At 44.4% G+C, this 23,252-nt stretch carries 11 protein-coding genes; 4 read left to right on the top strand and 7 right to left on the bottom strand.

What is annotated here, in order from left to right; genetic code table 11:
- The 5 genes from QZ735_RS00680 to dnaE all read right to left on the bottom strand — a co-directional run.
- On the bottom strand, window positions 1-944 hold a 944-nt coding region (locus QZ735_RS00680), incomplete at its 3' end, for a fibronectin type III domain-containing protein (RefSeq protein ID WP_294243261.1).
- Window positions 945-1,080: 136 nt separating this feature from the next.
- Window positions 1,081-2,676, bottom strand: coding sequence for a GEVED domain-containing protein (locus QZ735_RS00675; protein WP_294243260.1), 1,596 nt, complete (start codon window positions 2,674-2,676; stop codon window positions 1,081-1,083).
- A 208-nt stretch (window positions 2,677-2,884) separates the two neighbouring features.
- Window positions 2,885-6,427: a T9SS type A sorting domain-containing protein gene (locus tag QZ735_RS00670; protein ID WP_294243259.1), complete on the bottom strand. Its 3,543-nt coding sequence runs from the start codon at window positions 6,425-6,427 to the stop codon at window positions 2,885-2,887.
- Window positions 6,428-6,748: 321 nt separating this feature from the next.
- The gene (locus tag QZ735_RS00665; RefSeq protein ID WP_294243258.1) at window positions 6,749-9,493 is read right to left on the bottom strand and encodes a T9SS type A sorting domain-containing protein; all 2,745 of its coding nucleotides are present in this window, start codon (window positions 9,491-9,493) and stop codon (window positions 6,749-6,751) included.
- 341 nt (window positions 9,494-9,834) lie between these two features.
- Complete coding sequence (dnaE, locus tag QZ735_RS00660) at window positions 9,835-14,511, bottom strand: DNA polymerase III subunit alpha (protein ID WP_294243257.1); 4,677 nt, start codon at window positions 14,509-14,511, stop codon at window positions 9,835-9,837.
- A 313-nt stretch (window positions 14,512-14,824) separates the two neighbouring features.
- Between dnaE and QZ735_RS00655 the strand changes: the two genes are divergently transcribed.
- The 3 genes from QZ735_RS00655 (at window position 14,825) to QZ735_RS00645 (ending at window position 20,518) form a co-directional block, all read left to right on the top strand.
- Complete coding sequence (locus QZ735_RS00655) at window positions 14,825-16,936, top strand: S8 family peptidase (protein ID WP_294243255.1); 2,112 nt, start codon at window positions 14,825-14,827, stop codon at window positions 16,934-16,936.
- 83 nt (window positions 16,937-17,019) lie between these two features.
- Entirely contained in the window at window positions 17,020-19,092 is a 2,073-nt protein-coding gene (locus QZ735_RS00650) for a thiamine pyrophosphate-dependent enzyme (RefSeq protein WP_294243252.1), read from the top strand.
- 394 nt (window positions 19,093-19,486) lie between these two features.
- On the top strand, window positions 19,487-20,518 hold the full coding sequence (locus QZ735_RS00645; protein ID WP_294243250.1) for a bestrophin family protein: 1,032 nt from the start codon (window positions 19,487-19,489) through the stop codon (window positions 20,516-20,518).
- Between the two features lies 1 nt (window position 20,519).
- On the opposite strand, the gene QZ735_RS00640 is transcribed toward QZ735_RS00645, so the two are convergent.
- Window positions 20,520-20,978, bottom strand: coding sequence for an Lrp/AsnC family transcriptional regulator (locus QZ735_RS00640; RefSeq protein ID WP_294243249.1), 459 nt, complete (start codon window positions 20,976-20,978; stop codon window positions 20,520-20,522).
- Between the two features lie 154 nt (window positions 20,979-21,132).
- Between QZ735_RS00640 and QZ735_RS00635 the strand changes: the two genes are divergently transcribed.
- Window positions 21,133-22,359 carry an aminotransferase class I/II-fold pyridoxal phosphate-dependent enzyme gene (locus QZ735_RS00635; RefSeq protein ID WP_294243247.1) on the top strand — a complete coding sequence of 409 codons (1,227 nt, stop codon included), beginning with the start codon at window positions 21,133-21,135 and terminating at the stop codon, window positions 22,357-22,359.
- A gap of 190 nt (window positions 22,360-22,549) precedes the next feature.
- Here QZ735_RS00635 and QZ735_RS00630 read toward each other — a convergent pair.
- Window positions 22,550-23,252: glycosyltransferase family 2 protein (locus QZ735_RS00630; protein ID WP_294243245.1), on the bottom strand; the 703-nt coding region annotated here is incomplete at its 5' end.

Below are 23,252 nucleotides of genomic sequence, written 5' to 3'. Positions count from 1 at the left end.
AGATCCGGATTTACGGTGAGGGTCTGTGCGGAGGCACATTCATCATTTGCCGGGGCACCGGGTGCGGTGGTAAATACAATATTGCTGCACCCTGAAGACTCTCCGGCTGCGCTTACGGCCGTTACCCGGAGATAATAGGTGGTATTGCTGGACAGCGGTGCAGCAGGCGTATAGGTATTGGCGCTTACCGCAACCTGATTGGCAATATCGGTCCCTCCCGGCGAAGTTCCGATGGATACCCTGTAACCGGTTGCTCCTGAAGAAGTATTCCAGGTAATAACAGGGCTCAGGGGGACAAAGGTGGAGTTAACGGCCGGATAGGTCACAATCGGACAGGCCGGAACAGGGTTTGGCGCCAGTCCCAGGATGGTAATGACCGATTTATAATTTTCACGGTTTCCCGCAGGCGGAGATGCCGGATTCGGATTAACATTGTCATTCCTGTAATAAAGAAGGGAATTCGCCGCCCCGCTGTATACGTATATCGCTTCATCATCATTATTGATGTTATAGCCCGGTGTATTTTCTTTAGCTGCAACAACAAGGTTAGAGATATTGTTGTAGGGAAAAGGTGTTGTAAAATTCACCTGGATCACTCCGTTGGCGTTGGTAACGGTTCCTGAAAAAACCTGGGTCAGCTGATTCAGGGGAATCCAGTCTGTATTGGATGCAAATGAAGTTTTTGAAGTTTGCCCCAGATATACCGTCCATTGCGAAGAACTGGAAACCGATAGCGCCGGATCCATATAAAATCTGAGCCCGGTAATATTTCCGGCTGCATTGGCATTCATCTCCTGTCTTGTAAAAATCTGTTGCACATACGAATATCCGTAATAGGTGCTGACGGGTGCCACACCCACATCGGTGCTGCCGGTACCCAGATTGATCTGGGCATTGAGCATCATACCTGTGAATAAAAGGCATGAGAGTAAAAATCTTGTCATAATTTATTATTTTAGTGGATCATATGCTAATTTAATGATTATATTATTAAATAAATATTAATAATCACATATTGATGAAAAAAAAATTGCGGCTGAAATACAGCCGCAATCGTAAGTTTCTAAGAATGATCTTCTTTTATTTTCTGATCGCTTTAAGGGTTTGTTTAGACCCGTCTTTCATTTCGAGAACGACCATATAAACGCCCTGCTTCAATTCTCCGAGATGAAGCTCTGAAGTTGGATTGGCAAAGGTTTTCACCAACCTTCCGGCAGCATCAGTTACCTGAACGCTTTTCACTTTGGAAGCATCCGCAATATTCAGTACTTCAGAGAAAGGATTCGGATAGATTTTAACGGCATCCTTCGCTGCTGACGTTTCTTTTGTCGACAGGCTGTTCTGCTCTACGGTAAAATTATCGATAAAAAATTCTACATCATTCGTATCTGCAACAGCCCCGTTGGTGGCGTAGAAAGCGAATCTGGTACTGGCATTGTTATATCCTGTAAGATTAAACACGTACTGGTTTGAGGTATTGGACGGGGAATTGTTTGCATTCCAGGTCTGTAAGACAGTCCATGTGGTTCCTCCGTCCTGGGAAACGACAAACTGAACCAGGTCATCCGATCCCAGCATTCCGCTGTCGGTATTGGCATATTCGGTAAGCCCGTAATCGAACTTCACACGGTACCCTCCTGCGGAAAGGTCAAAAGCCGGAGTAATCAGCCATGAATCGAAAGTAGAAGGAAAGAAAGCACTTGTATATAGATTTACTTTCATAGCTCCATCAGAACCGTTGTTCAGGAATCCGTCTTCGTACCAGTTGGAATCCGTACCTGAAGGTGTTGTAGCAGGGGTTCCGCTGTTGGCTTCCTTCCAGCAGGAATCGATTCCGGATGAGAAATCAAAAGTAAAGCTGGGAACTACTGCTGCACAGCTTGTTGTAAAGGTTGCGGAAGCAGACCATGCACTTTTATCTGTCGTGCTGCACACAGACCTCACCCAAACGTAATAGGTGGTGGTAGGCGTAAGATTCTGTAAGGACACGCTTACTGCAGGATTTGACACCGATGCAGTTGCCGCAGTGGTAGCCACAGGAGCCGTACTGCTGGTGGAAAGATAATATTCATACCCTACACCTACTGAAGAGGAAGGGGCTGTCCAGGAAACGGTAGCCGTACCTGACGTTACGTTGGAAGCCGTTATGCCGGAAGGTGCCAGGCAGCTTGGTACGGCACCGATATTTACCGTATAATCGTGCGCTTCACCATAGCCGTCTGTGTTACAAGGCACAGGATCACTATTGTACCGGTCGGCAACACGCATTCTGTGGGTACCTACAGCTGCATTGGCAGGAATAACGACTGATCCGTTGGTCTCAATCGTGGAATTTGCCGAAACACTGCTTCCTGAAGCTACGAGTTCCGTTGTTTCATCAAAAGTACCATCATTATTGAAATCGATCCAGATTTTTACTTTCTGGTTCGAATAATTATGGACAACATTGAACGAGTAAGACACACCGGCGTTCAGATTAATCGTCTGTGCGGTAAAATCACCATAAGCATCTGTGGAGCAACCGGTAGTGAGATGACTGAAGCCGGCACCCGGGATACTGAAGCTGTCGATCTGATCACCGTCCTCACATCCGCTGGCAAAAGCAGGCGTACAATAGGTTTGAGCTGATAAAGATAGGGCTGCAGAAAAGAACCCAACTGATAAAAGTTTTTTCATTCTTAATGATTTACTGGTTAATGATACTAAATTAACAAAAATTTAATTAAAATGAAAGAAAATTGTTAGTATAATACACAAGACTACAAAAAAATCAATTCTAACCCCCTAAAAATACCCATATACCGGATATATGAAAAAAAATTGATAACAAATAAAAATGGCGGCTCTTTAGAAGAGCCGCCATGAGAGACAATAATATGAATTGTTACTTCTTAATAGCTTTGATGATTTGTCTTGAACCGTCTTCCATATTCAGGATCACAAGATACATTCCTGAATTCAGGTCCTTAAGATCAAGGGAAGCAGTTGCCTTGCCAAAACTTTTTACTGTTCGTCCTGCAACATCTACTACTGAAATGGATTTTACATGGGCAATATCTGAAATATTCAGGATATCGCTGAACGGATTCGGATACGCTTTCAGGCTTTCCTTTTTACCGTTTACCTCAGCAGTAGCAAGACTTGTACAACCCTGAGTGACGGAAATATTGTAATTTCCTATTCTGGCAGCAGTATATCCTGTCAGAAGCACATAATATGTTGTTCCGGCCACTCCGGTAAAGGTTACTTTGGGCGAATCATAAATATTAGCACATCCGTTATCAGAATACCCTGTTCCGGAAACATTGCTTACGCAGGTCAGAGCACTGCAGCTGCCGGAATATACCCTCAGATAGGAATCATATTGTGTACCGCAGGCATCAACAGTAATCGGGCCGTTTTCTGAAGCTGTTACCGTGAACCACACTCCTTTAGAGATTGCTGTTGATCCTGCTGAACCACACGTAGAAGCAGGCAGCACATCGTCTGTTGCCAGGGCATTTGAGCCTTGTGCGCTTCCGTTACATGCCAGGGCTGTTGCCGTAGCACAGGTGTCATTATTTACAGAAGGTGTTGTTACGGCAATCTGGAAATTGGATGCTGTGGTTGCCACGCTGGATGAAGAGAATACCCTTACATAATAAGTCTGTCCTACATTGAGATTCTGAAGCAGTACGTTTGAATTTCCATAAGTACCATCGAAGCAACCCACTGACACCAGGCTGCCGCATGCTCCCGAGTAAATTTGTGTAGTCGTAGCGTTATCACTGTACAGCACATGTACAAGATGACTTGCCGAAGTAGCTGTAAAATAATACCATACGTCATCATTAATTCCTGCAGTATTGCATGCAGGAGCCGTTGCGGTGCTCTGTGTAGCACTTACGGTTGTTCCATTGACCAAAGCTGCAAAAGCGTTTGAATTGCTTACAGTAAGAGCAACTGCATTTAAGCAGTCATCATTTGCCGGCGGCGGCGGTGGCGTTGCAATACAGATATTGAAGCTGTTTGAATAGATTGCAGTAGCGGTATTGGCATTGGAGTTATACACCCTTACATAATACACTTGCCCCGGTGTCAGACCGGTAAGTGCTGTATTTGCTGTTGTTCCGCATTTAACACTCGTCAATGCACCACAGGCTCCGCTGAATACCTGTGTATAAAGACTGGCTGACGTATTGCTTCCGGTAGAAGCAATATCTGAAAGCAATATATTATGCGCTGTTCCGGCTGCTGTAAAGGTAAACCATACATCATCATCCGCAGTTCCAGTACAAGGGGTAACGGCAAGTCCGGAACCGGTAGCTGACAATGTAGATCCTGCAACAGGAGAAGAACATGCAGGTCCCGGATTAACAGTCAGGTTAACAGCACCTGCGCAGTCGTCATTGGAAGGAGCCGCAGGAAGCGTTCCTATGCAGAGATCAAATGAATTGCTGTAAAAAGTTCCGCCCGAATTGGTATTGGAATTGTAAACCCTTACATAATAAGTCTGTCCCGGAGTCAGTCCTGACAGCAATGAGAAATTTGTATTCGAGGTGATGCATCTCACACTGGTTAAAGTTCCGCATGCCCCGCTGAATACCTGTGCATACAATGAAGTAGATGAGGCAGTCCCTACGGAAACAATATTATTAAGCTTTAATGTATGATTTGCAGCAGTAGCGGTAAATTTATACCATACGTCATCATCAGCAACACCGGTACATGTCCCCAAAGCCACTCCCGAAGAGGTAGCTCCGGCAGTGGTGCCGGATACAACGGTTCCGCAATTCATATCCGGGTTTACCGTTATATTTACTGCATCCGAACAGTTATCATTTGCAGGAGGTGCCGGCGGAGTACCTACACAGATTGTGAAGCTCGCATTAGCAGTGGCTATAGAAGAATAGGTATATACTCTTATATAATAGGTTTGTCCCGGAGTAAGCCCCGATACAAGATTAAGGTCATCATCCGAACACAGCAGGCTGGTCTGGTTTCCGCATGTTCCCGATAAAACCTGGAAATACATATCGGTAATCCCGGTGGTACTTCCCGTGGAAACAATATTGGACAATCTGATAACATGACTTGATGAAGCCGCTGTAAATTTAAACCATACATCATCATCAGGGCTTCCGGAGCAAGGTGCTGCTGTCAGAGACTGCGTGGCCCCCTGAGTATTCGCGGCAGCAGTTGCCGCACATAAAAGATCAGAGTTTACCGGTAAAGTTACTGCTCCTGCACAATCATCATTGGCCGGTGCGGCAACGGTTGTTATAAAATTTCTTTCAGTACATCCGGCAGAAGTTACATTTCCGCTGTAGGCGATGATGGTAAAATAATATTTTGTTGTCGGATTCAGTTGCTGGACTGCTGTTAAGGTATAAGCAGTACTATTGCCAACATCAAAGTTATTCAGAATATCCGTAGCTCCGGGCGAAGTCCCCAGGTTAATACGGTATCCGGCCGCTCCGCTTACGGCAGACCAGGTGAAAGCCGTTCTCAGAGGAACCCCTGTCTGGGCTGCTGAAGGTGCGCTTACGGAAGGACATGCCGGTGTTGCCGCCGTTGTAAAAGACCTTTCTGAGCAAGCTGTGGATGTACCTGCTGCATTTACCGCATACACCGTATAATAATATTGTGTATTGAAATTCAGTGCATTTGCAAAGGTGTAGGAAGTAGCTATACCCGCATCCTGCATATTCAGGACATCGGAAGCCCCCGGGCTTGTTCCCACACTGATCCTGTAAGAAGAGGCATTGTTAACTACTCCACAGGTAATCGTAGGAAATACCGATGTATTGGCAGCATTGGCAGCAGGTACCGTTACCACAGGACAACCCGGTGCTGCCAGCGGCGTAAGCCCCAAAAGGCTGGTAACAGATTTAAGAGAAGACCTGATGCCCGTCGGCGGAGACGCCGGATCCGGATTCGTGGTATCACTTCTGTAGTAGATACTTGAATCAGTAACCCCTGTATAGGTATAAAACTTATTGGAACCCGCTGTAAAACCTGCCGTATTTTCATCGATGGCAATCAGCAGGTTATCCGTATTGTTATAGGCAAAAGGCGTAGTGAAGTTTACGGTAACCTGATTCCCGGAAGCCGTTATGGCACCTGAGAAAACCTGTGTAAGTGCAGATACGGGAACCCAGTCGGCAGTAGTGGTGAAAGTGGCCTTGGAGGTATGCCCCACATATACCACCCAATCAACGGATTTGGAAATATCCGCGTTGTTCGGCAGATAAAAAGTAAGCCCTGTAATGGTTCCTGCAGCAGAGGTATTGATTTCACTTTTCGTAAAAATCTGCTGGGTATAATTATACCCATAGTTTACATCTGCCGGAAATGCGCCTCCCTGTGAGGTACCACTTCCCAGTGCAACCTGGGCATTCATAAAAGCGGCTATCAGCAATAGCCACGAGAGTAATAATTTTCTCATATAACGTAAAATTAATTAGGGCGGTAAATATAGGATAAAATAGCAATGATATTGTTAAAAAATCATAAACATATACTTAAAAGATTTAAAAATGCTTAAAAATATTCATAAAAATAAATATCTGTACGATGATAATACAACGCATAAGGTATATTTTTATGCTGTGCATTTCTACCTTTTATCGTAACACTGTGCGCATTAGCCAGACAATGTCCGCAAGCTATTTATTCACCAAACTATGAAAATTTAAACAGAATTCCAAAAAAAATCCGTCCTGCAGTTGGCTGCAGGACGGACATATTAGGATATTGAAATTGAAGATTATTTCTTGATCACTTTTACAGATTGTTTTGATCCGTCTTTCATTTCAAGTGTTACTACATATAATCCTTCTTTAAGTTCTCCTAACTGAAGTACGGATGAAGGATTTGCAATGGTCTTAACAAGTCTCCCTGCAAGATCCACTACCAGAACATTCTTCACATTTCCGGCATCAGAAATATTCAGTATTTCAGAGAATGGATTAGGATATACCTTGATTGTATTCTTAATATCTTTTACTTCATTTGTAGCTAATGTCAGTGACGAATCATAAGCAGAAATCTGGAATTGTCCATTGTTTGAAGAACTATAGTTCCAAACACCTATTAAAAGAGTCTCACCTGGTGTAATTCCATTCGCAGCTGTTAAACTCAGTAAAGAGAAATTCCCATCACCATCATCATCATTACATCCTACTGGCGTTAAAGCACCACAAGATCCACTATAAACACCTAAGACCGTATCGTTTAACGATGAACCCGTAACGGCTTTGGTTTCAATTTTTATACTTCCACTTGCAGGAACCACTACAGAATACCAAGTATCTGCATATCTAGTTGTTTGACATGCCGTCGTAGCAGTAGCGTCATTAGTTAATGTAGCTCCAACAGTTGTACCAACAACAGGATTCTGAGCAAAATTTCCTCCGGCTGTTAACGAAACAGGAGATGAACAATTATCATTAGCAGGTGGAGTGGCAAGCGTAGTAAATGATCCTGTAACCCAAGTACTTTGAGTTCCTGCACACATTGATCTTACCCAATAATAATATGTTGTAAGCGGTGTTAATGAAGAAAGAGGTACTGATATTGCACTTGTTGGTGTTCCTGAAGCAGGTGCTGTATTTGTAGTAGAATAATAATATTCATATCCGTTTGCAGGTGGAGTGGCAGGTGCCGTCCAAGATAATGTAGCTGAATTATTTGTAATGGAAGAAACATTTACTGCAGCTGGAGTATCGCAAGAAGGGATACTTTCAACTGTAAAATTATCTACAAAGAATTCATAATCTTGAGTATCATCTACTGTTCCATCGCTACCAAACATTGCAAAAATTACATTATTCCCAGTATACGCTGTTAAATTAAGAGTATATGAATTTAGCGTATTTGTCGGAGCATTGGATGCATTCCATGTCTGAAGTACTGTCCATGTAGTTCCACCATCTGTAGAAACCACAAACTGAACTACATCATCAGATCCCATTGCACTTGATGTTGTAGCACTATATGCAGTTACACCATAGTCAAATTTAACTCTATATCCTCCTGCAGACAAATTAAATGATGGAGAAATCAACCATCCGTTTCTAGCTGTAGAATAAAGGTTTATTTTCGCAGCTCCTGTAGAGCCAACATTCAAAAACCCATCTTCTAACCAATAGTTTGTTGTTCCTGTTCCAGGACCAGTGGCAGGCGTACCCCCGTTTGCACGTGACCAGCAAACACCAGGAAATGTTGAGAAATTATTTGTATAATTAGGCGTGAAAGCACCGCAAACGGTCGTAAAGTTTCTTATCGTACATGAAGAAGAAACAGAACCTGCACTGTATGCATTTACAGTATAATAATAAGTTGTAGATGTATTTAACGTTGTATTAAGCGTATACGTTGTTACGTTACCAACATCCACATTATTAAGTACATCTGTACCTCCAGAAGTAGTCCCCATGGATATACGATAACCTAAAGCTCCGGTTGTAGCAGCCCAAGTAATGGTAGGAGTTAAAGAAACACCAGTAGCAGCCGATGCAGGAGCACTTACAGAAGGACAGCTTATATTTGCTGTAGTGAATGATGTTTCTGTACATCCGGTTGCACTGCCAATTGAATTTTTAGGAATTACCTTGATATAATACTGCTGATTAAAGTTAAGCGGGGAACTTGCTGGTACAGTATAAGAAGTAACATTTCCTACATCAACACCGTTCATTACATTGGTAGCTCCAGGGCTAGTCCCTAAATTGATTAAATAGCTAGATGCACCGTTTTGTCCTAAAACACCTGCCCAGGTAAAAGTTGGTGTAACTGAAACGCCTGTTGCATTGGCTGCAGGAGAAGATACAGTAGTACACGCAGGAGCTGAAACCGGAGCTGGGAAAGTTACATCAAAACCAATTACCGGTCTTCTGTAATTAGAGCTGGTAAGAGTGGAAGTGAAGGCGCTCGTAGTATTAAGATACTTTGTCGTATTATTATTGCCTGTGGAAATACAGGTCGTCCCATACTCATAATCCCAAGTAATACTGGATGATGGCGCTGTTGTCTGTGTATATTCTAAATAAACAGCTAAGTTATTTCCGGAAGTATAAGTAAAACCGGAAGATTGTAAAAATTGCTTAAAGCCGGCCGTAGAGCCAACTGCAGTAGCAGGATCTGAATCATATACCAATGTCGCAGTAGAAATTTCCGTAGCCCAATCCGGGGAAGTTGAACCGAAATCTGTTGCCGAGGTAAGTTTCAGATAAATTTTAAAAGTTGTACCAGCAGGAAGTGAACCTGATGAAGCAATCCTTCTAAAATAAGTACTGGTAATAGTTCCTCCACTTAATGCGGAAAGTTGCGAAGCTGGAAGAATAAAGGCTGTTCTGTTTTTACTGTTCGCCGTAGAATTACTGTTCATTGGACCGTAAGTATTAGATCCTATGCCAGTAGAGCAAGTTGTAACAGTAAAATTTTGCCCCGAATATGCCTGATATGTAAACAAACACATCAAAAGCAAAAACAAAAAATTAAGTTTTTTCATAAGTTGCAAATTAAATTAGATATGCTAAGATATGAATAAACCATAAATAATTAACTGAAACTTTGTTTATTTTATTAATTCACTAAATAAAGAAGAATATTAATAACAGAAAAACAAACAAACATTTGATTTTATTATCAAAATAACAACTCAAATAAAAAAATATAAAATACTGAATTACAGTGTTTTAAAATTATATACGTATCAGAAAATTACTCTATTACTACATTTTTAAAAAATTATGCATTGCATTATTTTTCTTTACATGATCAAATAAAAAATAGTGGCCATTTTTAGCCACTATTTAGATTTATGTTTAAAAATTAAAGTAAAATCACTTTTTAATTCAAATAAAACTCATATTTATTCAGCAACCGGATTTCCTTCAGCAATTCCCCACTCAGGTTGACGGAATGTTTCATAGACTGTACTTCAAGATGCTCGGCTCTGTCATCCTCTTCGGTATTCTTGATATAAAATTTAAGTTTCTGATCTCCCTGGTTCCTCTCAAGCACGGTACGGAAAAAAGTAAGGTCTTCCGGCCGGAAATCCATCACATCCATAACCAGCGAGATGCTTTTGGCAAACCGCTCAAAAGCCTCCTGAAGTTCAATCACCTCATTAACGTTCACGAATACCCTTCCATCCTTTACCTGGGCAAATTTGATCTTCAGGATCACGAACCGCTGAACCTCCAGCTTTTCTTTCAGCCTCATATAATCACGGTCTCCCAGTCTGAAGGAATAGGAACCGGAATAATCTTCCAGTGTTAAAAAGGCCACTTTCTCACCGCTTCTGAACCCGTCTTTCACCACATACTCCGTGATGAGGCCGGCTACGGTATATTCTTTACCGCCACCGCCGTTCTCCCGTTCTTTCTGAAGGGTTTTCCAGTCCTTTTTCTTCTCTTCAAAAAGCTCTTCCTGCTTTTTGGCAAATGCCTGTTCTTTATACGCATCCACCTCATCCAGGTTCAGGAACTGGAAGACGCCTTTCGGTTCCGCTTTTTTGGTAACCTCTTCTATAATTTCTTCTTCGCCCGGTACTACCTCATCGGAAATAATTTCTACCAGGTCAGCTACATCTTCAATAACTTCCTGCTCCAGCACCGGCGCTTCATCCGTTACCAGCTTTACCTCTTCTTCTTTTTCGAGAACTGCCTTTTTCGAAAGCTGGCCCTGCATAAACTGGAAGTGATCCCTGAATTCATCCAGCGGATGCGCCGAAAGATAGAAACCGATGATTTCCTTTTCTTTATTCAGTTTATGCATATTCGGCCATTCAGGACACGGCGGAAGTTTCGGCTGCTCGATCTGGACCTCTTCGGCAAAATCGGCAAAAAGGGAATGTTCCATTTCGTTCTTGCTTTCCTGGAAGCTCTGCCCGTAGCGGATCAGTCTTTCAAGGTTGGTTTTTCCGGCCATGTCTATATCGAAGTACTGTCCGCGGTGGAATGCATCAAGTTCATCGAAAGCTCCTGCCAGCACAAGGCTTTCCGCCACCCGTTTGTTCATCTGTGAAGGAGCGATCCTTTCAAAAAAATCATAGATATTCTTAAACCTTCCGTTGGCTCTTTCCCGGGTAATGGCTTCACTCGGCCCCTCCCCGATTCCTTTGATCGCGCCCAATCCGAAACGGATCTGGCCTTTTTCGTTTACCGAGAATTTATATTGGGATTCGTTGACATCCGGCCCCAGTACATCCACCCCCATACTTTTACAGTCTTCCATAAACATGGTGATGGATTCCGTGTTGTTGATGTTGTTGCTCATGACGCTCGCCATGTACTCCGCCGGATAATTGGCCTTGAGGAAAGCGGTCTGATAAGCAATCAGTGCATAACAGGTGGAGTGGGATTTATTAAAGGCATATTCGGCAAATGCTTTCCAGTCATTCCAGATTTTTTCGAGCCTTTCTTCATTCAGGTTGTTTTTTCTTCCGCCTTCAATGAATTTCGGGTACATCTTATTCAGTACGTCGATCTGTTTTTTACCCATGGCTTTTCTCAGCGTATCGGCTTCACCTTTGGTAAAATTAGCCAGTTTCTGGGAAAGCAGCATTACCTGTTCCTGGTATACCGTGATTCCATAGGTTTCTTTCAGGTATTCTTCGGTTTCCGGTAAATCGTATACGATTTCTTCGATGCCGTGTTTCCTGTTGATGAAGTTCGGGATGTATTTGATAGGTCCCGGACGGTAAAGGGCATTCATGGCGATAAGGTCGGCAAAGACCGTCGGCTTCAGTTCCCGCATGTACTTCTGCATACCGGGGCTTTCATACTGGAAAATCCCGATGGTCCTTCCCTCTTTAAAGAGCTGATAGGTTTTCGCATCCTCAAGTCCGATTTCATCGGGATTGATATCGATATTGTACCGTTGTTTTACCAGCTTCAGGGCATCTTTAATAATGGTCAGGGTCCGGAGACCCAGGAAGTCCATTTTCAGCAGGCCGGCACTTTCCGCCACAGAGTTGTCGAACTGGGATACCAGGATGTCCGCATCTTTCGCAGCAATGGTTACCGGAACCAGATTACTGACATCTTCAGGGGTAATGATCACTCCGCAGGCATGGATCCCGGTATTCCGGATACAGCCCTCCATTTTTCTGGCGCTGGCAAGTACATCATGCCTCGGATCCGAAGCACTGTCCAGCACAAGTCTCATTTCATCGACCAGCATCTGGTCTTCGGGCCTTAACTTGTCATATTTGGCTAAAGCCTTCGCAATATTCATCCCGGGTACGGAAGGAATCAGCTTGGCGATATTATTGGTATCAGGAATCGGGAGATCAAGTACCCTTCCGGCATCCTTGATAGCCGATTTACCCCCGAGTACGGAGTAGGTGATAATCTGTGCTACCTGGTTTTGCCCGTATTTATCGATTACCCATTTGATGATCTTGTCACGTCCTTCGTCATCAAAATCAATATCGATATCCGGCATGGAAACCCTCTCCGGATTCAGGAACCTCTCGAAAAGGAGATCATACTTAATCGGGTCTACATTGGTAATCCCGATGCAGTAGGCAACCGCAGAACCTGCTGCGGAACCACGGCCCGGCCCCACCCATACTCCCATATTCCGGGCTTCGTTACAGAAATCCTGAACGATCAGGAAGTATCCCGGATAACCGGTATTGGCAATGACTTCCAGCTCAAAGTCCAGACGCTCTTTTATTTCATCGGTAATTCCCGTATCAACATATCTTTTTTTGGCCCCTTCATACGTCAGGTAGGTCAGATAAGCCATTTCACCGCGCTTTCCGCCATCCAGCTCATCTTCGGCATGAATGAATTCCGCCGGGATATCGAATTTCGGAAGGAGTACGTCCCTTTTCAGCGTGTAAGGACTGAACTTGGCGAAAAATTCCTCATACGCTTCAAAGGCATCCGGATAAGCCAGGAATGCTTCCTTGATTTCGTAGGAATTTTTGATGTAATATTCTCCCGTGGCAAGCCCCCTTCTCTTTCCGAAGCCTTTTCCTACAGGCGTCGACAGCTTTTCACCGTCTTTGATACAGCTTACGATATCCTGGATATTGGAGTCGTCTTTATCCGTATAGAATGTTTCGTTCTGGGCCAGGATTTTCACATTATATTTATCGGCGAAATGCAGCAGCACGTCATTCAAATGTTCCTCTTCCGGCAGTTGATGGTTCTGGAGCTGAACGTAAAAATCATCTTCAAATGTATCTTTCCACCATCTGAAAAGTTCCTCTCCTTTCTGTTCACCGGTGTTGAGAATGGCATCCGGAATGTCCCCATGGATTCCTGACGTCAGCGCAATAACCCCTTCTTTATATTGTGCAATCAGCTCACGGCTGATCCTCGGCACCCCGAAATAAAATCCTTTCAGGAAACCGATACTCGAAAGCTTGGCTAGGTTTTTATACCCGTTAAAATCTTTTGCCAGCAGGACCACCTGTGTCCTTCGGTCAGGATCATCTTTGGTAAACTGCTTCTGCTCATAGCGGTCTGAGATATAAAATTCACAGCCCACCACAGGGATCAACGGCTCGGAGACCGGTTCTTTTTCATTAAAAGGCTCTCCTTTTTCTTCCGCTTCCTGTTTTTTAGCGAGATATTCCTTATGCTTTTTGGCCCGGTCGCCGTTGGCACCTTCCACTGCCGAAACAAATTTGAAGGCCCCCATCATATTCCCCAGATCCACCATTCCTACAGCAGGAAAATTGTCTTCAGAAGCTTTTTTAATGAGGTCACCGATACCGGAAGTTGCAGAAAGCGTAGAGAAGACACTGTGGTTATTAAAATTAAAGTATTTACCGAGATCAATCTCATCAATATTGCCGAAATCCTGCTGTTTCTTCTTGTTATTGAAATCAGCAACCTGTCTGCGGATGATAATGTTGAACGGCCTGATCGGGTCCGGATGCAGCGTCCTGAAGTAGGCAAGCTGGTCTTCTGAAACCCGCAGCACCTCTGCCGGAACAATTCCGATCCTCATCATTTCAAAAAATACCTGTGCGGTGGCATTTACGTCGGCCGCCGCATTATGGGCTTCATCAAACTTATGCCCGTATAATTTCTCGTAAAGCTCTTCCAGTTTCGGAGGTTTGTACCTTCCGCCGCGGCCGCCCCCGAGCTGGCAGAAATCCGTTCCCAGCACCATGGTATCGGCCTTTGGTTTTTCCTGAAGATTATCCTTTATATTTTTACGGTAAAATTCGGCTCCTACAATATTATAATCAAATTCAACATTATGCCCGGAAACAACCCTTACTTTTTCCAGCACTGCTGCAAATTCTTTCAGGATTTCCCCGAGATCGCGGCCCTCCTCATTGGCGATCTTCGTAGTGATCCCGTGGATCCGTGCCGCATTGAAAGGAATATCATATCCTTCCGGTTTTATAATATAATCCTGGTTCTCGATAAGTGCCCCGTTATCATCATGCAGCTGCCAGGCAATCTGTACCATTCTTGGCCAGTTGTCTGAGTCTGAAAGCGGAGCATTGAAATTCTTTGGTAAACCTGTGGTTTCTGTGTCAAAAACTAAATACATGTAATTATTCCAGCTTTTATTTAAAAGAGAATGTAAAGTTACTTCATTTTTTTGTGTTAACGGAAAAATTCAATAGCTTTTAACGGATGCTGTTATGCATATTTTCTCTTGATAAACAGGTGGTGTGCACTGTTGCTTTTATTTCTGATGAAAACTGTTCCCTTCTGTTTGCTTAGCGTGAAATCCCGCTAAATAATGCATTACCTGAATCTATTAATCCTTAATTAATTTCAGCTAAATAGTGTTAAATTATATCCGGTACCCCATTCATTTCTTTATATTTGTCAATGTAGAATCCATTAATTTAGAAAAAGTGAAAAAAAATCTAATTTTAGCAGGTACTTTACTGTTTTTATCGATGCAGGCGCAGAAGAGCAACGAAACCCTGAACAGGGAATTCGAGCAGCAGAAAGTTCTTAATGAAAAAAAATTCGATGCTTATGTTGAAAAGGTCTATGGCAAAAACCCTGACCGGGAAACCGTAAAAAAGATTGATTCCCTACGGTCACGCCTGGGAGGATTCAATTTCGATATTCCTTATTTTCTTCAGGAGCAGGACACCAGGCAGCTGATGAACTCCAATTCTGACCAGCTGAACACTGCCGGGAACGTTTCCGGGCTTTCAGGCTCTTTCAATGGGGAAAACATCAAGTACACCGTTTTTGACGGCGGAAGGATTTACGAAGCACACACGGCATTTGATAATATTCCGGGCAGAATCAGCAATAAAGAAGCGACAACACAAAGCTATTCGGACCACTCCACAGGAGTCGGAAGCTTTATTGGCGGAAAAAGTGTTAATTTATCAAGCGGCGGGGTTGCCGTTGGCAATGCCAAAGGGGTAGCCCTGAACTCTACCATGGACAGCTATATGTTCAGCACGACTACCCTTCCCGGCAATACTGCAACCAGTAACGTCTACCAGAAGATTCTCGCTGCCCAGCCTGCGATCTCCAACCACTCCTATGGCGTAAATTCCGGCTGGACCGTAAACTATGACAGCACAGGAAATGTTGCCTCCTATGTATACAACGGATCCAAAAGCGGAACTACTTTTTATGATCTGCAGGGCACCTATAATACAAACGATTATAATTATGATGCGCTGGTCTACAGCAATCCTTCCTTTGTTATCGTAAAATCTGCCGGAAATTATTTTGATATGGGACCGGCCGGAGGCAGTTCAACCGCCCCGAAATACTACAGGTCTTCCGGAAACAATGTAGCATTCAGCGCCACCGACACCATTCCTCCGAACAACTGTTCCCTGGGATATGACTGCATAGGAACAGGATCGCTTGCCAAAAATATTATTGTGGTGGGAGCTACCGACATCATCACCACCAATAATTTCAGGTACAGCAGCCCTTCCGATGTGGTGCATTCCAGCTACAGCAGTGCAGGTCCGAGGGATGACGGCGGAATCAAACCGGATATTTCCACCGTGGGTACCAACGTATTATACGCCTCCAGCTCAGCTGCCGGAAGCACTTCCTGGGCCATGAACAGCGGAACGTCTTTTTCCGCTCCCGTGGTAACAGGGATTATCGGCCTCTGGACACAGATCAATAAGCAGCTGTTTAACAATGCCACCTTCAATGCAGCATCCGCTAAGGTGCTTACAGTTCATTCGGCCTCCGAAGCCGGCAATGTTGGTCCCGACCCCTGGTTCGGATGGGGATTCATCAATGCTAAAAAAGGAGCGGAACTCTTGGTAGGCAAAGCCAATAACACCGTGATCTTTGCTGATGAAACCCTTGCCAACGGCGTAAAGAACACCAAGCTTGTTACAGCATCCGGAAGCGAACCGCTGAAAGTGACCGTGAGCTGGATTGATCCTGAATATACGCCCAACTACCAGTTTGTTTCGGACGTCTACAACAACAGGACTTCAAAGCTGATCAACGACCTGGATGTAAGAATCGTAGACATGACCAGCAACACCATCTATTATCCGTGGAAGCTTAATCCGGACAGCCCGATGACCCCTGCCGTAAAAGCGGATAACACCGTGGATAATGTGGAACAGGTGGTAATAGATAATCCCGTAGCAGGCCGGATGTACAGGATTGAAATCAACAACAAGGGCCTGCTGGTCGATGATTCAGGCAATCCTGCCGCCCTGCAGAATTATTCCATCATGGTAACAGGACAGGCCCAGCCTTCCGTACTGGCGACGGCGGACGCTCTGAAAAACAGCGGCATTATTATAGCGCCGACCCTTACCCCGGATTTTGTGAAAATCATGAAAGCACCTGCAAAATCCACCTTCACCGTTTATGACCTGTCCGGTAAAAAGCTGCAGAGCGGCACGGTTAACGGGGACGAAACAAAGGTTGACCTGACTTCCTATACCAAAGGAATTTACCTGGTGGAAGTGAAAACAACACAGGGAACACTTTCTAAAAAAGTAATGAAAGAATAAGGTTTTCAGCATTCTGACAGCACGTTACATCAAAAACACTAACAACCGTTAGTGTTTTATTTTTTTGTTTATCTTTGCTTCCTATGGAAAATACACTTCACGAAAAAGTTTCTCAGGAAATTCTGCTAAAGGCTTACAACCATATGATGCTTGCCAAGGCAATGGCAGACATTTACGAAGAAAACAGAAATGTTACCAAGTACGTTCATAGCACCTCCAGAGGGCACGAAGCCATTCAGCTGGCAACAGCCTATCAGCTGAAGAAAGAAGACTGGGTTTCTCCGTACTACAGGGATGAAAGCATCCTGTTGGGAATCGGTTTTGAGCCGTATGAGCTGATGCTTCAGCTGCTGGCCAAGGCAGATGACCCTTTTTCAGGAGGAAGATCTTATTATTCGCATCCTTCGAGCAGGGACGGGAACAAACCGAAAATCATCCACCAGAGTTCCGCTACAGGGATGCAGGCGATCCCAACGACAGGCGTTGCCCAGGGAATAAAATATATTCAGGATTTCAATCTTCAGCAGTTTGAAAACAATCCTGTAGTAATCTGCAGCCTGGGAGACAATTCCGTCACCGAAGGGGAAGTGAGCGAGGCTTTCCAGTTTGCCGCTTTGCACCAGCTGCCGATCATTTTCCTCGTTCAGGATAATGAATGGGGGATTTCTGTTACCAAGGAAGAAGCCAGGACCTGTGATGCCTACGATTTTGTAGCCGGATTCACAGGACTAAGCCGCATGAGGGTAGACGGAACAGATTTTGTGGAAAGCTTTGAGGTCATGAAAAAAGCCGTAGACTATGTAAGAACGGAAAGAAAGCCATTGGTGGTCTGTGCAAAGACTGTACTGATCGGCCATCATACTTCCGGGGTAAGAAGGGAATTTTACCGTACGGAAGAAGACCTGACCAAACACAGGGCTAAAGATCCGGGGGAAATCCTGAGAACCCAGCTGATGGATGCCGGAACTGACGAGGAACTGCTGAAGCAGATCACTAAAAAAGCCCGCCTGGCAGCCGAAGAAGCTTTTGAAAGAGCCCAGCAAGCGGAAGATCCCAAGCCTGATACCGTACTGCAGCATATTTTTGCGCCTACCCCTGTTACGGAAGAAACCGGGACCCGTGAACCCGAAGGCGGTGAAAAAATTGTGATGGTGGATGCCGCTATCCATGCCATTCAGGAACTGATGTGGAAACATCCGGAAGCGCTGCTGTACGGGCAGGATGTAGGCGAAAGAATCGGCGGGGTATTCCGGGAAACGGTGACCCTGGGGAAAAAATTCGGAAGCAAAAGGGTTTTCAACACGGCAATTCAGGAAGCGTACATCATCGGCTCTACTACCGGAATGAGTGCAGTAGGACTGAAGCCAATCGTTGAAGTCCAGTTTGCCGACTATATCTATCCGGGAATCAACCAGCTGATCACAGAGATCTCAAAATCCAGCTATCTGAGCCAGGGGAAATTCCCTGTAAGCAACATCATCCGGGTACCCATTGGTGCCTACGGAGGCGGAGGGCCTTACCACAGCGGAAGCGTAGAAAGCATTTTGGCCAACATCAAAGGGATTAAAATTGCCTATCCGAGCAATGCCGCCGATTTCAAGGGACTGCTGAAAGCCGCTTATTACGATCCGAATCCGGTGGTGATGCTGGAGCACAAAGGCCTGTACTGGAGCAAGGTTCCGGGGACGGAAGATGCCAAAACCATTGAACCGGCAGAAGATTATATCCTGCCTTTCGGAAAAGGAAGGATAGTGGCAGCAGCTGATCAGGAGGAAACCGAAAAAGGAAGAACCCTGTTGGTTGTAACCTACGGAATGGGTGTGTACTGGGCCAAGGAAGCCGTGAAAAACTTCAAAGGAAGAGTGGAAATAATCGATCTGAGAACCCTGATACCGCTTGATGAAGAACTTGTTTTTGAAAGGGTAAAAGCCCATGGCAAATGCATTGTCCTTACTGAAGAACAGCTGAATAACTCCTTTGCGGAAGCGTTTGCCCACAGGATCTCCAGGAACTGCTTCAGATATCTTGATGCTCCGGTTGAAACGATGGGATCACTGGATACTCCGGCGGTTCCGATCAACCTTGCACTTGAAAAAGCCATGCTGCCGAACGCAGAGAAGCTCATTGCAAAAATCGAAGAAATGCTGAAATACTGATTCAGTTTACATAATCAGCCTCCGGAATCCGGAGGCTTTTTTTATGCCCGGTTCTTAAGTACATTCCAGATAAATCCGGACGGGTATATTTACTTTCAGTTAAACCGGCATAGGTGAAAACAGATTATTGACTGAATGATTAAGGATCTGACGGTAGTTTTCTCACAAATCACGAATTCTTACCGTTCTTTTCAACATCCGAACTCCTCAGCATGAGTGCCTGCTTGGAAAACTTCCGGCTCTTATCTTCTTATTCCACCGGTTAATGCTATCCTGCTTCGGGCATACGTGGTTATTTAACCATTTGCCATAATCCGCAATGCTGCAGGTACCACAAAAACATGGTATCTATTTTGCTTACAGTTTCGCTGACTTCTATTGGTTTGCACAGCTTATGATCACAACAAAATATGTTAACTACAAACGGATTTTCAATCTATCGGGATTCCATGTTATCCTGATTTCCGTCTGGTGTACATTAATTGCCGTACTTTTTCACGTTTTCCACTGGGACTGGATGATCATCCCATGGGTTCCGGTAGCCCTCATCGGTACGGCAGAAGCTTTCCTGGTAGGCTTTAAAAACAACCAGGCCTATGACAGGTTGTGGGAAGCCAGAAAAATATGGGGCGGAATCGTCAATTCCAGCAGAATGCTCGGTTCAATGGTATACGCATTCGATACCAATCATGAAGAAACAGGGAAATTCAGCCTTGAAGACCGCAGGAAAAAAATAGTCTACCGGCATATTGCATGGTTGTACCAGCTGCGTGAGCAGCTTCTGATTCCTACGGAATGGGAACACATCAAAGTGGAAGAAGATCAGTTGAAAAACACCGACCATAAACGGAACCGGCTGATCAGGGCAGGCTTCCCGGATTATGGCAGGACCCCTATTTTCCTCAACAAATATCTGTCTGAAGAAGAAGTGAATGTACAGTCCCACTACAAGAATTTTGCAACCTATCTGATTGCCCAGCAGTCGAAGGATGTAAATGAGCTTAAGAATATCGGCGCTATCTCCGATTTTAACCAGAAGCAGCTTCAGGATTGCCTTAATGAGTTTTATACATTGCAGGGGCAGGCTGAAAGAATTAAAAAATTCCCGCTGCCCAGGCAGTTTGCGAGCACAGCTTTCGTTTTTAATATTATCTTCATCATGCTGCTGCCTTTAGGTCTGGTAAGTGAGTTTGCCAAACTGGGAGACTGGGGAATATGGGTATCTGTTCCGTTCTGTATCATCATCGGATGGATCTATATCATTATGGAACTTGTTGGCGACTATTCCGAAAACCCTTTTGAAGGATTGATGTTTGACATTCCCATGCTTTCCATCTGCCGTACTATCGAAATAGACCTTTTGCAGATGACCGGCGAAACGGAATTGCCGGATCCTATCGCTTCCAAACAAGGCGTATTGGTGTAGATCATACCACAACAGAAGTCGTATTTTTTACTTCGGAAATCATGAAAGAGCTGTGTGTACTGTCAATATGCTGCAGTGCAGTCAGTTTGGTCAGCATGAAATTACGGTAGTCTTCCATATCCTTCACTCCGATTTTCAGGATATAATCATAGTCGCCGCTCACATGGAAACATTCGGTGACTTCATGCAGGTCCATGATCTCCCTTTCAAAACGGAGCACGTATTCTTTTTTATGCTGTGTCAGCTTTACATGGCAGAGGACGATAAAATTACGCTCAATCTTGCTGCGGTTCAGAATGGCAACATACTTCGAGATCACCCCTGTGTTTTCAAGTTTCCTGACGCGTTCATAAACGGCAGTTACGGAAAGCCCGAGTTTGTAGGAAAGTTCTTTGGTTGTCTGTTTGGAATCCTCCTGCAGGTAAAACAGCAGTTTTTTATCCGTTTCGTCAAAAGCCATAGATAAATTTTTGTTAAAGTTTTACAATCCTTAAATATAATAAACTTTTTTTCTACCCTTTCTCTTTATTCTGGTTTTATATTCTGAATATCTGGTTTTCAGTTGTAATAATTATGGAATTCATTCATCTTTGAGCCTGATAAAAACAGAAAAAATGAGCAACTTCAATGCAGCAAACGAAATCCAGGATTTACAGTATTTCGGTGAATTCGGAGGGGTAAACCCTTCCATTTCGGACAGTTCCACCTATACCTTCCTTTCTGCCAAAACGATGTTTGATACTTTTGAAGGAAATGCCGACGGCTGCTACCTGTATTCAAGGCATTCTTCCCCGATGAACCTCTATCTTTCCCAGGCGTTGGCAAGAATGGAAAATACCGAAGCAGCAAACGTTACCGCATCCGGTATGGGAGCCATTACTTCCGTTCTGATGCAGCTCTGCAAAAGCGGAGACCATATCATCTCCAGCAGGACCATTTACGGCGGTACTTATGCTTTCCTGAAAAATTTCCTTCCGCCGTTCCGCATTGAAACCAGCTTTGTCGACATCAGCAATTTTGAATCCGTTGAAAACGCCATACGTCCTGAAACAAAAATAATATATTGTGAAAGTGTGAGCAATCCGCTGCTGGAAGTAGCGGATCTGAAGAGGCTTTCCGAAATCTGTAGAAAATACGGCCTGAAACTGGTCGTGGACAATACCTTCTCCCCGCTTTCCATTTCTCCGGTCTTATCCGGGGCAGATGTCGTTATCCATTCCCTGACCAAATTCATCAACGGGAGCAGTGATACCGTAGGTGGTGTCTATTGCGGATCGCAGGAATTCATCAATGATACCAAGAATGTAAACACCGGCGCCTGTATGCTGCTGGGACCTACCATGGACAGCCTCCGCGCATCAAGCATCCTGAAAAATCTCCGTACGCTGCACATCAGGATGAAGCAGCACAGCCACAATGCCCTCTATCTTGCAGAACGTTTTGAAGAAGACGGGCTGAAAGTTTCCTATCCCGGCCTTCCTTCCCATAAAAACCATAAGCTGATGAAAAGCATGATGCATGAAGAATACGGGTTCGGGGGATTGCTTACCCTGGATGCCGGAACAACTGCGAAGGCCAATGAACTGATGGAAATGATGCAGCGGGAAAACCTGGGCTATCTCGCGGTAAGCTTGGGCTTTTATAAAACCCTGTTTTCATGCTCGGGAAGCTCCACCTCCTCCGAGATCCCGGAAGATGAGCGCACCGCCATGGGAATCTCCGACGGACTGATCAGATTTTCCATAGGACTGGATCACGACATTAAAAGAACCTATGAAAAAATGAGGGAATGCATGCTCAAAACAGGCATTCTCAGCCATAAAACCATCTCCATATCTTAATTATTTTAAAGGGCTGCTGAATATTCTTATTCAGCGGTTTTTTTTGATATGAAACCATAAAGGCGGCAAAAAAAATACTCACCATCAGGGAAGGGGGTATTGCCTTACCAACAAAGCGATTCGGAACCGGCTTTCCGTTCTATTATCCATTGGACCTGAATTTAAATAAAATCAGGTGTACCGCCGCTCGTCAGTTCCTGTAAAAATGACCGGGAAATGCTTCTTCCGGTTTCATCCTGAAAATATTCAGCAGGATCCAGGATTTCAGAAAGCCGTAACCGTAGGAAAACATCTGGATGTAGGTTGAAATGACTGCCATTCCTGCAATGCTGATGTTTTTTGTGACCATCAGGGCATGGAACAGCACCATAAAAGTATACAGCCCGTAGAAAGCCAGAATGATACTTTTATGCATTAAAAAATATTCCAGGAAACCCATCAGATATCCCAGTAAGAATAATGACGGGAAAGCAAAGGAAATTTTGACGTATGCCGGATGCCTTTGGTTGAGTATAGGCCGTGCACAGCCGAACTGGTATACCTGTTTTGAAAACTTCCCGAAGTCAACCCTCCGCTTGTGGTATACGGCAATATCATCGAAAAAAGCGGTCGTATAGCCGTTTTCCCAAAGAGTCATCGAAAGGTCCGGGTCTTCCCCGATCCGCATCTCCGAAAAGCCGCCTACGGTATTGAAAACGTCCTTCTTCACCCCCATATTGAAACTTCTTGGCTGGAACTTGGAAACGGCTTTTTTGCTTCCGCGGATTCCGCCGGTAGTAAAGACCGAGGTCATGGAATAGGAAATCGCTTTCTGCATCAGGTTGAAGCCTTTGTGTGCCTTGTCCGCTCCGCCGAATGCATCGCAGGGAATTTTCAGGATATTTTTTTTAATA

This window comes from uncultured Chryseobacterium sp. (genome assembly GCF_913776365.1).
GTDB lineage: Bacteria > Bacteroidota > Bacteroidia > Flavobacteriales > Weeksellaceae > Chryseobacterium.
The sequence above is the reverse complement of the archived record's forward strand: the minus strand, read 5'-3'. Positions and strand labels throughout refer to the sequence as shown.

Excerpts from the sequence above, each read along its gene's own strand:
- QZ735_RS00675 (WP_294243260.1), bottom strand. The coding sequence starts at position 2,676 with ATGAAAAAACTTTTATCAGTTGGGTTCTTTTCTGCAGCCCTATCTTTA.
- QZ735_RS00670 (WP_294243259.1), bottom strand. The coding sequence starts at position 6,427 with ATGAGAAAATTATTACTCTCGTGGCTATTGCTGATAGCCGCTTTTATG.
- QZ735_RS00665 (WP_294243258.1), bottom strand. The coding sequence starts at position 9,493 with ATGAAAAAACTTAATTTTTTGTTTTTGCTTTTGATGTGTTTGTTTACA.
- dnaE (WP_294243257.1), bottom strand. The coding sequence starts at position 14,511 with ATGTATTTAGTTTTTGACACAGAAACCACAGGTTTACCAAAGAATTTC.
- QZ735_RS00650 (WP_294243252.1), top strand. The coding sequence starts at position 17,020 with ATGGAAAATACACTTCACGAAAAAGTTTCTCAGGAAATTCTGCTAAAG.
- QZ735_RS00645 (WP_294243250.1), top strand. The coding sequence starts at position 19,487 with ATGATCACAACAAAATATGTTAACTACAAACGGATTTTCAATCTATCG.
- QZ735_RS00640 (WP_294243249.1), bottom strand. The coding sequence starts at position 20,978 with ATGGCTTTTGACGAAACGGATAAAAAACTGCTGTTTTACCTGCAGGAG.
- QZ735_RS00635 (WP_294243247.1), top strand. The coding sequence starts at position 21,133 with ATGAGCAACTTCAATGCAGCAAACGAAATCCAGGATTTACAGTATTTC.